We start from the raw sequence: 11,904 nt of genomic DNA on the forward strand, positions 1-11,904 counted from the left end.
CTTATCCCGCCCTTGGCATGCCGCACCCAATACTGTATAAATGTACAGTATTGGGTGCAGGCGAAGGGGTGGGCACATGGACGATCGGTCCGACAATGAATTTCCGATAGCGCCGCCGGTGCCCCGCAAGGGGCGCGGCGCGGTCGACAACCTGCAGGGGCGGTATGAAATCGCGCAGCGCGAAGCGGTCGACGACGGCTGGACGCACGAGTCCGGCGACGACGATTTCGCCGCGCCGCTGCGCACGCAGGTATTCGAGGAGCGGGCGAAGAGCATCCTGACGCACAACCAGTCGCCCGATATCCCGTTCAGCGTGTCGCTCAATCCGTATCGCGGCTGCGAACACGGTTGTATCTACTGCTTCGCGCGGCCGACACACAGCTATCTCGGCCTGTCGCCGGGGCTCGATTTCGAAAGCCGCATCTACGCGAAGGTCAACGCGGCCGAACTGCTCGAGCGCGAAATTTCGCGCAAGCGCTACGTGCCGGAGCCGATCGCGCTCGGCGTCAATACCGACGCTTACCAGCCGGTCGAACGCGACCTGCGCATCACGCGCAGCGTGATCCAGGTAATGCACGATCGCGGGCTGCCGTTCGCGGCGATCACGAAATCGTCGCTGATCGAGCGCGATCTCGACCTGCTCGCACCGATGGCCGAGCGCGGGCAGGTGATGGCGGCGGTCACGATCACGACGCTCGATGCGGATCTCGCGCGGACGCTCGAGCCGCGTGCGGCCACGCCGGCGCGACGGCTGCGCACGATCCGCGCGCTGCGCGACGCGGGCGTGCCGGTCGGCGTGAGCATTGCGCCGGTGATTCCGTTCGTGACCGAACCCGACATGGAGCGCGTGCTCGAGGCCTGCGCGGAAGCCGGCGCGACGTACGCGAGCTACATCATCCTGCGGTTGCCGTGGGAGGTCGCGCCGCTGTTCAAGAGCTGGCTCGCCGCGCATTTTCCCGATCGTGCGGAGCGCGTGATGAACCGCGTGCGCGACATGCGCGGCGGCAAGGATTACGACTCGGATTTCTCGAAACGGATGAAGGGCGAGGGGGTCTGGGCCGACCTGTTGCGCCAGCGCTTCCGCCAGACCGTCAAGCGGCTGGGGCTGAACGAGCGCACGAACGGCATTCTCGATCTGTCGCAGTTTCGCGGTGCGCCGGCCGCTGTCGCGCCGGCGCCGCGTGTTGCCGTGCGTTCGGCCGGCGCGCAGCCGCGCGACGACATGCAGTTGAATCTGTTCTGACACGCGAGCGAAGCCGTCGCGTGTCGGCCGCGGATGCCGCCTGCGTTGTGCTTACTGCGAAAGCTGCTTCGCCGCTTCGACCTGCGATTCGAAGTACGTCTGGAACGACAGCGCGAGGGCGGTCATCAACAGGAATGCGCCGATCAGCAGCGAGAAGATCACGACGAAGATCACGGTCCAGCCCGACTTGCTGTGCTTGCCGGTGTCCGCGTTGAACTGCGCATCCCATTTCTCGTCGGGGCGCAGCCCGTAGACGAGTGCGGCGAGGAACGCCGCCAGCAGCGAGATCGCTCCGGGTACCGCGAGCCACCAGCCGAGGCCGGCGCTGCGTTGGGTCGCCGCGAGCAGGAGGAAGCCCGGAATGCCGACGATCGTCGCGAGCAGGTGTGCCCAGCCGTACACGTCGCGGAAGCCATACAGATAGAAGCGGTGCGCGCCGAGCGATCCGAGCAGGAATGCGAGGGCGGCGGTGAGCGTCTTGGAGCGGAAGCGGCGGGACGGTGCGGTGCTGCTGGACATGGATGGCGGCGTATTGTCGTTGGCATGGGCGGCCGGCGGGCCGGCGCGGGCGCGCGGCCCGGCACGCATTCTACGATGCCCGGTCGGACCCGGTCACCCCTTGCCTGCGTCAAGGTGCCGCATAGGTCACGCGGTAGATCGCGCCCGCGTAATCGTCGCTGACGAGCAGCGAGCCGTCCGGCAGCGGCAGCACGTCGGCGGGGCGGCCCCATACCGTGCCGTCGGGCCGCAGCCAGCCGGTGACGAATGGCGTCTGGCGCGCCTGGCTGCCGTCCGCCGATACGACCACGCGCATCACGCGGTAACCGACCTTCGTGCTGCGGTTCCACGAGCCGTGTTCGGCAATGAACACGTTATTGCGATACGACGCCGGAAACATCGGCCCGGTATAGAAGCGCATGCCGAGCGCGGCAACGTGCGCACCGAGTTTCAAGACGGGCGGCACATAGCGGCGGCAGACGTCGGCGCTGCCGAATTCGGGGTCGGGCGTATCTCCGCCATGGCAATATGGAAAGCCGAAATCGAGGCCGGCGCGCGGCGCACGGTTCAGCTTGTCGTCGGGTACGTCGTCGCCCATCATGTCGCGCCCGTTGTCGGTGAACCACAGCTCGCCCGAGTCGGGATGCCACGCGAAGCCGACCGTATTGCGCACGCCGCGGGCGACCACCTCGCTGCCGCTGCCGTCGGCCTTCATCCGCGCGATGATTGCGTAGCGGCTGCGATCGGCGAGGCAGACGTTGCACGGCGCACCGGTCGGCACGTAAAGCTTGCCGTCGGGGCCGAACGCGATGAATTTCCAGCCGTGATGGTGTTCGGTCGGCAGCGCGTCGGTCACGACGACCGGGGCGGGCGGTTTGGCGAGCCGGTCGTCGATATGATCGAGGCGCAGGATGCGCGACACGGCGGATATATAGAGGGCGCCATCGCGGTAGGCAACGCCGACCGGCATGTCGAGCCCGGAAGCGATCACGTAACGCGCACCGATCCGGCCCTCTTGCATCACGAATGCATGGACGCGTCCTTCCCGCGTGCCGACATACAGGATGCCGCGCGGCGACCACGCCATTTCGCGCGCGGCCGGTACCGCGTCGGTCAGGACTTCGACGTGGAAGCCGGGCGGTACGACGAGTTCGCTCACCGGCAACGGCGCGGCAAACACCGGTGCGGACGCGAGGCAGGCAAGGCCGGCGAGCAGCGCCGTGAGACGGAGCTGCGCGCGGCGCGTCGAGGCGGCGCGAAGGGACGGCATGACGGTGGGAAACGTCCAGGACACGACGATTGTATGCCCGCCCGACAGGCCGACCGCGGATTTTTTGCGCGTAAGTGTTTGTTGTACCTCTGGTTTCCGGCTATAATCGCGTGTTTCAGTAGTTTCGAACCCGGTTTTCCGAAGGACATCATATGGTTATCATCCGTCTGGCTCGTGGCGGCTCGAAGAAGCGCCCGTTCTACAACATCGTTGCTACCGATTCGCGTAACCGTCGTGACGGCCGCTTCATCGAGCGCGTCGGCTTCTACAACCCGGTCGCCACGAAGGGCGAATCGCTGCGTATCGCTCAGGATCGCCTGACGTACTGGCAAGGCGTTGGCGCGCAACTGTCGCCGACCGTCCAGCGTCTCGTGAAGGAAGCGCAAAAGGCGCAACCGGCTGCCTAACATGGCACGGTGTGCCGGTCGTGCCGGCTGTGAGGTGCATTGATGGCGGGTCACGATTCCGGTAATGCAAGGCGCGGGCGTGCGTCATTCGGCGCATTCGTCCGCAAGCCGGTCGAGCGCGACGCTGTCGCGAACGCCGGTGAGGCTGCCGAGCAAGGTAGTCTCGATACGACGCAAGCCTGGCCCGACGATGCCGTCGAGGTCGGGGCGGTCGTCGACGCCTACGGCCTGAAGGGCTGGGTCAAGGTGGCGACACATGCCGATGCCGGTCGCGGTGGCGATGCGCTGCTCAACGCGCGTCGCTGGTGGCTGGAGCGCGGTGCGGAGCGGCTTTCCGTCCGCATCATGCAGTCGAAGACGCACAGCGACACTGTCGTTGCGCAACCCGCGGGCGTCAGCGACCGCGATGCTGCGCTTGCCATGCGCGGCTTTCGCGTGTTCGTGCGCCGGGAGGATTTCCCGGCACTGGCCGCGGACGAATTCTATTGGGTCGACCTGATTGGTCTCGAAGTCGTCAACGAGCAATCGGTGGCGCTCGGGAAGGTGAGCGGGATGATCGACAACGGCGTGCATTCGATCATGCGTGTCGAGTATCCGGCGACCGGCAAAGACGGTCAGCCGACCACCGACGAGCGGTTGATTCCGTTTGTCGGCGTATACGTCAAAACGGTGGATCAGGCGGCGCGTCGTATCGTCGTCGACTGGGAAGCCGATTACTGAAATGAACCAGGTTACCGAGAGCGCGGTGCAGTTCGACGTCGTCACGCTCTTTCCCGAGATGTTTCGCGCGCTGACCGACTGGGGAATCACCAGCCGGGCCGTCAAGCAAGGGCGCTTCGGGCTGCGCACCTGGAACCCGCGTGATTTCACGACGGACAACTACCGCACGGTCGACGATCGTCCGTACGGCGGCGGTCCGGGCATGGTGATGCTGGCCAGGCCGCTCGAAGCTGCGATCGATGCCGCGAAAGCGGCGCAGGCGGAGCAGGGCATCGCGAGCACGCGCGTCGTGATGATGTCGCCGCAGGGCGCGCCGCTCACGCACGATCGTGCGGTGCGGATGGCGCAGGAGCCAGGTGTCGTCGTGCTGTGCGGCCGCTATGAAGCGATCGACCAGCGTCTGCTCGACCGGTGCGTCGACGAGGAAATCAGCCTCGGCGATTTCGTGCTGTCGGGCGGCGAACTGCCGGCGATGGCGATGATGGATGCGGTCGTGCGGCTGCTGCCCGGCGTGCTGAACGATTCGCTGTCGGCCGTGCAGGACAGTTTCGCCGATGGCCTGCTCGATTGTCCGCACTACACGCGCCCCGAGGAGTATGACGGCGTGCGCGTGCCGGACGTGCTGCTCGGCGGGCATCATGCCGAGATCGAGCGGTGGCGGCGGCAGGAAGCATTGAGGAATACGTTGCGGAAGCGGCCGGACCTGATCGTCCGGGCGCGCCGCGAGAAGTTGCTGAGCCGGGCCGACGAGGCGTGGCTTGCGAACCTCGCACGCGAAGCGAAGAACGCCTCCTGAGGCGGCTGCGCGAGCGGGAATTGGCGGTGTCGTGCATGCGTGCGCGGCGCCTGATGTGAATCCATCCTCTATCGGGGCCAGGCCTGGAAGCAGGCGGGTGCCAACGCCGACAAGATGGCATAAGGAGTCAGTAATGAATCTGATCGCAAAACTTGAGCAGGAAGAAATCGAGCGCGCGCTCGCCGGCAAGACGATCCCCGATTTCGCCCCGGGCGACACGGTGATCGTGAACGTGAACGTGGTTGAAGGTACCCGCAAGCGCGTTCAGGCTTACGAAGGCGTCGTGATCGCGATTCGCAGCCGTGGTCTGAACTCGAACTTCATCGTCCGCAAGATCTCGTCGGGCGAAGGCGTCGAGCGTACGTTCCAGACGTACTCGCCGCTGCTGGCAAGCATCGTCGTGAAGCGTCGCGGCGATGTGCGTCGTGCGAAGCTGTACTACCTGCGCGAGCGTTCGGGCAAGTCGGCTCGTATCAAGGAAAAGCTGGTGTCGAAGGATCGCGCCGCAGCAGCTTCCCAAGAGTAAGAGCTGTAAGGAAAAAGCACCCAACCGGGTGCTTTTTTCATTCTGGCGCGACAATATGCTCGATACGACACGACCCCGAGAGCCCCATTGAATCGCCGCCCCATCATCGATCCCGAAGTCCTGCCGGTCGAAGGCACCGGCGCCGGCCTGCCTGTCATCGATCCCCGCCTGATGACGCCGTCCGGCTTGCGCGAACGTTTCGCGCGCACGCTTGAATGGAGCGTCGAGCCCGGCGAAGCGAGGCTGCAGGAAGGCGTCGATCCGCGGAGCGCGGCCGTCCTCATGCCGCTCGTTGTTCGCGAGTCGGGCCTCACCGTGCTGCTGACCCAGCGCGCCGACCACCTGAACGACCACGCCGGACAGATCAGCTTCCCCGGCGGCCGTCGCGAACCGTTCGATCGCGATGCCACGGCCACCGCGTTGCGCGAGGCGAAGGAAGAGATCGGGCTGGCCGCGGAGCGCGTCGAGATTCTCGGTGCGCTGCCCGACTACCTGACCGGCACGGGTTTCTGCGTGACGCCGGTGGTCGGCCTCGTGCATCCGCCGTTCACCGTGCAGGCCGACACGTTCGAAGTCGCCGAGATTTTCGAAGTGCCGCTCGCGTTCCTGATGAATCCCGCGAACCACCAGGTCCGCGTGTTCCGCTGGGAAGGCGGCGAGCGTCGTTTTTTTGCGATGCCTTATCCGAATGGCGAACCGGCCGGGCATTACTTCATCTGGGGCGCAACTGCCGCCATGTTTCGCAATCTCTACCGCTTCTTGGCCGCCGGCTAGGTGCACGCACCGGCCGGCGCGCGCCGCCGGCCGCCATGCGGGGCTTACGCTGTGCTATCGTTATGCAAAAAATGACATAACTCCGAAGACGGCGCCACGCATGACTTTCTTTTCGGTTCTCCTCGCCCTCATCATCGAACAGGTCCGCGCGTTATCACCGAGCAATCCGGTGTTTGCGCTGTTCCAGTTTCATGCGGAAACCGTCGCGCATGGCCTCGACGCCGGCAAGCAGAAGCACGGCATCCTCGCATGGCTCGCGGTCGTGCTGCCGTGGGTGCTGATCGTCGCGCTGATCTATTTCCTGCTGTTCAAGGTGAGCTTCGTGCTCGCGTTCCTGTGGAACGTCGTCGTCGTGTATTTCACGCTCGGCTTCCGCCAGTTCAGCCATTACTTCACCGATATCCACCTCGCGCTCAACAACGACGACGTGCCGCGTGCGCGCGAAATCCTCCACGAGTGGACGGGCATCGACACGGTCGACATGCCGGTCGGTGAAATCGTCCGCCACACGCTGATCCACGCGGTTGTCGCATCGCACCGCCACGTGTTCGGCGTGTTCTTCTGGTATGTGCTGCCGATCGGCCCCGCCGGCGCCGTGCTGTACCGGATTTCCGAATACCTCGCGCGCACCTGGTCGGCGCCGGGCGACGACCGCACGGCTGCGTTCTCGACGTTCGCGCAGCGCGCGTTCTTCGTGATCGACTGGATTCCCGCGCGTCTGACGGCGCTCGGCTTCGCGATCGTCGGCAATTTCGAGGATGCGATCTACGCGTGGCGCAATCACACGCGCCAGTGGCCCGACCCGAACGACGGCGTGCTGCTCGCAGCCGGCAGCGGCGCGCTCGGCGCGCGTCTCGCGGGGCCGCTCGCGGAGCCGTCGAGCCTCGATGCGCTGGCGGTCGGCGACAGCGGTCCTTTGACGGTCGGTGACGATTGCACGCCGCGAACGCTGCAGTCGGCGGTCGGCCTTGTCTGGCGCGCGGTGATCCTGTGGATGATCCTGCTGCTGATGCTGACGCTCGCCGTCTGGGTGTCGTGACGGGGCACCGCAATACCCGATGAAAGAACAAGGCCGGCTTGATGCCGGCCTTGTTGCTGTGGGGTCAGTCGTCGAGCGGATCGCGCACGGCGCCGCATTGCCAGCACGCGGTGAACTGCGCTTCGAGCGCTTCGCCGCACTGCCGGCAGCGCCACGGCGCTGCGCCGGCCGACGGGCCGTGCGACGCGGCGTCGAGGAGCCGGCGGGCGAGCGCGTCGTCGCGTTCGTCGTCGAGCCACAGTTCGGGCGTGCACGCATCGGCCGGCAGGCCGCCGAGCGCGCCCGTCGCGTAGCAGTTGTGCAGCTCGCAACCGATGCCGGCCACCTGAAGCACGTTGGCCCAATGCTGCGCGGTCGCGAGATCGGGTGCCTTGAAACGCATCGCGGCTCCTGTCGGTGAAGGCGGGCCCGCAGCGTGCCGGCCGGCGCCGCGCGCGTCCCGCGCGCTCAGCGGACGATCTGGCTCGCTTCGTGCACGAGCTGCGCGTACAGCGCGTGCCGCGTCGGTGCGATGCGGCCATCGGCGACGGCGTCGAGAATCGCGCAGCCGGGCTCGTGCAGATGATGACAATTATAGAAACGGCAGTCCGCGAGTAGCGGACGGAACTCCGGGAACGCACGTTCGAGGCGGCCTTCCGTCAGGTGGTAGAGGCCGAATTCCTGGAAGCCCGGCGAATCGATCAGTGCGCCGCCGCCTTCCAGCGGGTAGAGGCGCGTGAACGTCGTCGTGTGGCGGCCGCTGTTGAGCGCTGCCGAAATCTCGCGCGTGGCGGCCTCGGCGTCGGGCACGAGCAGGTTCACGAGCGTCGATTTGCCCATCCCGGACTGACCGAGCAGGATCGTCGAATGTCCGGCGAGGTGCGGCATCAGTTGCGCACGCGCGTCGTCGGGCGAACCTTTCACCGACAGCTCGAGCACGTCGTAGCCGAGCGCACGGTAGGGGGCGAGGCGTTCGCGCGCGACCGGCAGTGCGGCCTCGACGTCGATCTTGTTCAGCACGACGAGCGGCTTCAGCTCGTTCGCCTCGGCGGCGATCAGCGCGCGGCCGAGCAGATCTTCGCTGAAATAGGGCTCGGTCGCGAGCACGATCAGCAACTGGTCGAGGTTGGCCGCGAACAGCTTCGACTTGAACTGGTCGGAACGGTACAGCAGGTTGCGTCGTTCGCCGATCTCGACGATCACGCCCTGGTCGGCCGATGCGAGTTCGTACACGACGCGGTCGCCGACCGCGATGTCGCTCTTCTTGCCGCGCGGGAAGCACTGCAGCATCGGGCCGCCGTCGTCGGGTGCGACGATGTAGTGGCGCCCGTGCGCCGCGATCACGCGGCCTTCGGTCCGTTGCGCGTTCGACGCGCGCGGGGCCGGCTTGCGGGAAGTCGGGCGGCTCATGCGTGTTGCAGCAGGCGGTCGATCCGCTGCGACGCAGGCGGATGCGAGTAGTAGAAGGCCGTGTAGACGGGGTCGGGCGTCAGCGTTGACGCGTTGTCCTCGTACAGCTTCACGAGCGCGCTGACGAGATCCTGCGCGTCGGTCTGGCTGGCCGCGAACGCATCGGCCTCGAATTCGTGCTTGCGCGACGTCAGGCTGCTGAACGGCGTCGCGAAGAACAGGAACACCGGAATCGCGAGGAAGAACAGCACGAGCGCCGCGCCCGCGTTGCTGGTGTCGAGCGACGGTATGACGCCGAGCCCGGTGTAGAACCACGTGCGTTGCGCGAGCCAGCCGAGCAGCGCGAGCAGCACGAGGCTCAGCACGAACGACACGAGCATGCGCTTCATCACGTGACGGCGCTTGAAATGGCCGAGTTCGTGCGCGAGCACGGCCTCGATTTCCTGGCCGGACAGGCGCGCGAGCAGCGTGTCGAAGAACACGATCCGCTTCGATGCGCCGAAGCCCGTGAAATACGCGTTGCCGTGTGCGGAGCGGCGGCTGCCGTCCATCACGAACAGCCCCTTCGCCGCGAAACCGCAGCGCTTCATCAGCGATTCGATGCGCGAGCGCAGCGCGTCGTCCTTCAGCGGCTCGAACTTGTTGAAGATCGGCGCGATGAAGGTCGGGTAGATCAGCAGCACGAGCATCTGGAACGCGACCCAGACGATCCAGGTCCACAGCCACCACAGGCTGCCGGCCTGGTTCATCAGCCACAGCACGACGAACAGCAGCGGCAGGCCGAGTGCCGCGCCGAGCAGCGAGTTTTTCAGCATGTCGGTGAAGAACAGCCGTTTCGTCATCCGGTTGAAGCCGAATCGCTGCTCGATCCCGAACTGGCGGTAGTACTCGAACGGGATGTCGATCACGCTGGTGATCACGAGCACCGCGGCGACGAGCGCGACCTGCTGCCCGTAGCCGCGCCCGAGCCAGCCGGTCAGCAGCGTGTCGAGCGCACCGACGCCGCCGAGCAGCGTGAGGCCGACCAGCACGGCTGCGCTGACGACGATTTCGAGCATCGTCAGCCGGGTGCGCTCGACCGTATAGTCGGCCGCGCGCTGGTGGGCGGTCAGCGGGATGGTCGCGCTGAACTGCGCGGGCACGCCGTTGCGGTGCGCCGCGACGAAGCGGATCTGCCGCGACGCGAGCCACAGCTTGGTGACGACCATCGCGAGTACGGCGATCGCGAACAGCAGGGTGAACGAAAAGGGTGACATCGAAGGCGCCAAAGGGTTCTATGCGAGAATTATATGTTCTTGCGGACCGGCCCCGCTGATGCGATGCCGGCCGCCCGGGCGGCGCCGCGCGCCGTCCGCCATTTTCCAGGATGACTCATGACCGATACCGCCGCTTCCGCCAGCCAGCCCGCGCTCGTGCGCAACGAGTTGAACCTCGTCTGGCTCGACATGGAGATGACGGGCCTCGACCCGGATAACGACCGCATCATCGAGATCGCGGTCGTCGTGACCAATTCCACGCTCGACATCGCGGTCGAAGGCCCGGTGTTCGCGATCCACCAGAGCGACGAAACGCTCGCGAAGATGGACGACTGGAACAAGTCGACGCACGGCCGCTCGGGCCTGATCGACCGCGTGCGCGCGTCGACGGTGACCGAGGCGGAAGCCGCCGCGCAGCTGCAGGCGTTCCTCGCGCAGTACGTGTCGCCGGGCAAGTCGCCGATGTGCGGCAACTCGATCTGCCAGGACCGCCGCTTCATGGCGCGCTGGATGCCGGAATTCGAGCGGTTCTTCCACTACCGCAATCTCGACGTCAGCACGCTCAAGGAGCTGTGCCGCCGCTGGCAGCCCGCGATCTACAAGGGTTTCCAGAAGCGTGCGATGCACACGGCGCTCGCGGACATCCACGAGTCGATCGACGAGCTGAAGTATTACCGCGAGCATTTCCTGATTCCGGCCGCATCGGCGCCGGCAGGCGAGTCCGCGCCGGCCGCCTGAGCGGGCCGGCACGCGCTCAACGCGGCGCGCGCTGCGCGCTTTTCGGCCGGAACGCCGCGACCACCGCGGCGTCGGTCTCGATGTACGGGCCGCCGATCAGGTCGATGCAGTAGGGCACCGCGGCGAAGATGCCGGGCACGGTCGACTTGCCGTCGGCATCGCGCAGCCCTTCGAGCGTTTCCCGGATCGACTTCGGCTGGCCGGGCAGGTTGATGATCAGCGCCGCATGGTCGGCCGTCTCGCGGATCACCGCGACCTGCCGCGACAGGATCGCGGTCGGCACGAAATTCAGGCTGATCTGCCGCATCTGCTCGCCGAATCCCGGCATTTCCTTCGTCGCCACGGCCAGCGTGGCCTCGGGCGTCACGTCACGGCGCGCGGGGCCCGTGCCGCCGGTCGTCAGCACGAGGTCGCACCCCGCGACGTCGACGAGCTCGGCGAGCGTGGCGGAAATCGTCGGCGCATCGTCCTGGATCAAGCGCGTTTCGGCGCGCCACGGCGAAACCAGCGTGCCGGCGAGCCACTCCTGCAGTGCCGGAATGCCCTTGTCTTCGTAGACGCCCGTGCTCGCGCGGTCGCTGATCGACACGAGGCCGACGACCAGCTCGTCCGGGTGGTTACGCTTCGTCGTCATGGTCGTCTTCGGTGTCGTCCGGCGCCTCGTCACCCGCATCGGGCGTGCCGCTTGCGGTCTTGATCCACTGGAACAGCTCGCGGAAATAGCGCGGCGGCTTGCCTTGCTGCGCTTCCTTGCGTGCGTTGCGGATCAGCGTGCGGCCTTCCTGGATATCCGCTTCCGGGTGCTGGCGCAGGAAGTCGGTCAGTGCGTCGTCGTTGGCGAGCAACTGGTCGCGCGTGCGCTCGATCCAGTGCAGGCGGGCCGTCGCGGCCTTGTTCACGCCGCGTTGTGCGTCGAGTGCGGTGCGCAGCGCGGCCGTTTCGTCGTCGGTCAGCGAGCGCATCACGCGGCCGACGTACTGGAGCTGGCGGCGCTTGCCTTCGTGATCGGTGATCCGGCGTGCCTCGCGAACGGCATCCGAGAGACTTTCGGGCATCGGCATGCGCTTGAGGGCGTCTTTCGGCAGATCGACGAGCGCCTGGCCGAGCACCTGCAGCTCGTGCATCTCGCGCTTCAACTGGGATTTGCTGGGGCGATCGTAGCCGTTGTCGTCGTCCTCGACGGCATGCTCGATCGGCTGGATTCGGGTTTTGCGTGTCATAGGCGGCATTGTATCGCGGCGCGGACAC

The 11,904-nt window shown here is 66.4% G+C and carries 15 protein-coding genes; 8 read left to right on the plus strand and 7 right to left on the minus strand.

Features of this window, described 5'->3' with window-relative positions; genetic code table 11:
- Positions 1-76 precede the first annotated feature (76 nt).
- Entirely contained in the window at positions 77-1,243 is a 1,167-nt protein-coding gene (locus BLA15945_RS23370; protein WP_059235456.1) for a PA0069 family radical SAM protein, read from the plus strand.
- A gap of 51 nt (positions 1,244-1,294) precedes the next feature.
- On the opposite strand, the gene BLA15945_RS23375 is transcribed toward BLA15945_RS23370, so the two are convergent.
- Positions 1,295-1,762 carry an NINE protein gene (locus BLA15945_RS23375; protein WP_059236852.1) on the minus strand — a complete coding sequence of 156 codons (468 nt, stop codon included), beginning with the start codon at positions 1,760-1,762 and terminating at the stop codon, positions 1,295-1,297.
- A 109-nt stretch (positions 1,763-1,871) separates the two neighbouring features.
- Positions 1,872-3,011 carry a PQQ-dependent sugar dehydrogenase gene (locus BLA15945_RS23380; protein WP_174993473.1) on the minus strand — a complete coding sequence of 380 codons (1,140 nt, stop codon included), beginning with the start codon at positions 3,009-3,011 and terminating at the stop codon, positions 1,872-1,874.
- A gap of 152 nt (positions 3,012-3,163) precedes the next feature.
- Between BLA15945_RS23380 and rpsP the strand changes: the two genes are divergently transcribed.
- From rpsP to BLA15945_RS23410, 6 genes are all read left to right on the plus strand, one after another.
- Positions 3,164-3,418: a 30S ribosomal protein S16 gene (gene rpsP / locus BLA15945_RS23385; protein WP_006476550.1), complete on the plus strand. Its 255-nt coding sequence runs from the start codon at positions 3,164-3,166 to the stop codon at positions 3,416-3,418.
- 42 nt (positions 3,419-3,460) lie between these two features.
- Positions 3,461-4,138: a ribosome maturation factor RimM gene (gene rimM, locus BLA15945_RS23390; RefSeq protein WP_059235452.1), complete on the plus strand. Its 678-nt coding sequence runs from the start codon at positions 3,461-3,463 to the stop codon at positions 4,136-4,138.
- A 1-nt stretch (position 4,139) separates the two neighbouring features.
- Positions 4,140-4,934, plus strand: a complete 795-nt coding sequence (gene trmD, locus BLA15945_RS23395; protein ID WP_043181891.1) for a tRNA (guanosine(37)-N1)-methyltransferase TrmD — start codon at positions 4,140-4,142, stop codon at positions 4,932-4,934.
- Positions 4,935-5,067: 133 nt separating this feature from the next.
- The gene (gene rplS, locus BLA15945_RS23400; RefSeq protein WP_059235450.1) at positions 5,068-5,460 is read left to right on the plus strand and encodes a 50S ribosomal protein L19; all 393 of its coding nucleotides are present in this window, start codon (positions 5,068-5,070) and stop codon (positions 5,458-5,460) included.
- 87 nt (positions 5,461-5,547) lie between these two features.
- A complete protein-coding gene (locus BLA15945_RS23405) occupies positions 5,548-6,234 on the plus strand; it encodes a CoA pyrophosphatase (RefSeq protein WP_059235448.1) in 687 nt (228 codons plus the stop codon).
- A gap of 100 nt (positions 6,235-6,334) precedes the next feature.
- Positions 6,335-7,273 (plus strand): CobD/CbiB family protein, encoded by a 939-nt coding sequence (locus tag BLA15945_RS23410; RefSeq protein ID WP_174993474.1) that lies wholly within the window; start codon positions 6,335-6,337, stop codon positions 7,271-7,273.
- Between the two features lie 64 nt (positions 7,274-7,337).
- Here BLA15945_RS23410 and BLA15945_RS23415 read toward each other — a convergent pair whose 3' ends face one another.
- The 3 genes from BLA15945_RS23415 to BLA15945_RS23425 all read right to left on the minus strand — a co-directional run bounded on the left by BLA15945_RS23415 (position 7,338) and on the right by BLA15945_RS23425 (position 9,918).
- The gene (locus BLA15945_RS23415; RefSeq protein ID WP_011351362.1) at positions 7,338-7,655 is read right to left on the minus strand and encodes a putative signal transducing protein; all 318 of its coding nucleotides are present in this window, start codon (positions 7,653-7,655) and stop codon (positions 7,338-7,340) included.
- 65 nt (positions 7,656-7,720) lie between these two features.
- Positions 7,721-8,662, minus strand: coding sequence for a ribosome small subunit-dependent GTPase A (rsgA, locus tag BLA15945_RS23420; protein WP_174993475.1), 942 nt, complete (start codon positions 8,660-8,662; stop codon positions 7,721-7,723).
- Positions 8,659-9,918: a M48 family metallopeptidase gene (locus tag BLA15945_RS23425; RefSeq protein WP_059235444.1), complete on the minus strand. Its 1,260-nt coding sequence runs from the start codon at positions 9,916-9,918 to the stop codon at positions 8,659-8,661. Before BLA15945_RS23425 ends, rsgA begins: the two co-directional genes overlap by 4 nt.
- Before the next feature lie 117 nt (positions 9,919-10,035).
- Here BLA15945_RS23425 and orn point away from each other — a divergent pair, with 117 nt between their 5' ends.
- Positions 10,036-10,656 carry an oligoribonuclease gene (gene orn / locus BLA15945_RS23430; RefSeq protein ID WP_049030222.1) on the plus strand — a complete coding sequence of 207 codons (621 nt, stop codon included), beginning with the start codon at positions 10,036-10,038 and terminating at the stop codon, positions 10,654-10,656.
- Between the two features lie 16 nt (positions 10,657-10,672).
- Here orn and mog read toward each other — a convergent pair whose 3' ends face one another.
- Together mog and yjgA are read right to left on the minus strand one after the other, a co-directional pair.
- On the minus strand, positions 10,673-11,290 hold the full coding sequence (gene mog / locus BLA15945_RS23435) for a molybdopterin adenylyltransferase (protein ID WP_174993476.1): 618 nt from the start codon (positions 11,288-11,290) through the stop codon (positions 10,673-10,675).
- Entirely contained in the window at positions 11,274-11,876 is a 603-nt protein-coding gene (gene yjgA, locus BLA15945_RS23440) for a ribosome biogenesis factor YjgA (protein WP_320205732.1), read from the minus strand. The genes mog and yjgA overlap by 17 nt, the downstream gene beginning before the upstream one ends.
- Between the last annotated feature and the right edge of the window lie 28 nt (positions 11,877-11,904).

This window comes from Burkholderia arboris (assembly GCF_902499125.1).
GTDB lineage: Bacteria > Pseudomonadota > Gammaproteobacteria > Burkholderiales > Burkholderiaceae > Burkholderia > Burkholderia arboris.

What these genes read in the sequence shown, in the direction of transcription:
- BLA15945_RS23370 (WP_059235456.1), top strand. Translation starts at nt 77, where the DNA reads ATGGACGATCGGTCCGACAATGAATTTCCGATAGCGCCGCCGGTGCCC.
- BLA15945_RS23375 (WP_059236852.1), bottom strand. Translation starts at nt 1,762, where the DNA reads ATGTCCAGCAGCACCGCACCGTCCCGCCGCTTCCGCTCCAAGACGCTC.
- BLA15945_RS23380 (WP_174993473.1), bottom strand. Translation starts at nt 3,011, where the DNA reads ATGCCGTCCCTTCGCGCCGCCTCGACGCGCCGCGCGCAGCTCCGTCTC.
- rpsP (WP_006476550.1), top strand. Translation starts at nt 3,164, where the DNA reads ATGGTTATCATCCGTCTGGCTCGTGGCGGCTCGAAGAAGCGCCCGTTC.
- rimM (WP_059235452.1), top strand. Translation starts at nt 3,461, where the DNA reads ATGGCGGGTCACGATTCCGGTAATGCAAGGCGCGGGCGTGCGTCATTC.
- trmD (WP_043181891.1), top strand. Translation starts at nt 4,140, where the DNA reads ATGAACCAGGTTACCGAGAGCGCGGTGCAGTTCGACGTCGTCACGCTC.
- rplS (WP_059235450.1), top strand. Translation starts at nt 5,068, where the DNA reads ATGAATCTGATCGCAAAACTTGAGCAGGAAGAAATCGAGCGCGCGCTC.
- BLA15945_RS23410 (WP_174993474.1), top strand. Translation starts at nt 6,335, where the DNA reads ATGACTTTCTTTTCGGTTCTCCTCGCCCTCATCATCGAACAGGTCCGC.
- BLA15945_RS23415 (WP_011351362.1), bottom strand. Translation starts at nt 7,655, where the DNA reads ATGCGTTTCAAGGCACCCGATCTCGCGACCGCGCAGCATTGGGCCAAC.
- rsgA (WP_174993475.1), bottom strand. Translation starts at nt 8,662, where the DNA reads ATGAGCCGCCCGACTTCCCGCAAGCCGGCCCCGCGCGCGTCGAACGCG.
- BLA15945_RS23425 (WP_059235444.1), bottom strand. Translation starts at nt 9,918, where the DNA reads ATGTCACCCTTTTCGTTCACCCTGCTGTTCGCGATCGCCGTACTCGCG.
- orn (WP_049030222.1), top strand. Translation starts at nt 10,036, where the DNA reads ATGACCGATACCGCCGCTTCCGCCAGCCAGCCCGCGCTCGTGCGCAAC.
- mog (WP_174993476.1), bottom strand. Translation starts at nt 11,290, where the DNA reads ATGACGACGAAGCGTAACCACCCGGACGAGCTGGTCGTCGGCCTCGTG.
- yjgA (WP_320205732.1), bottom strand. Translation starts at nt 11,876, where the DNA reads ATGACACGCAAAACCCGAATCCAGCCGATCGAGCATGCCGTCGAGGAC.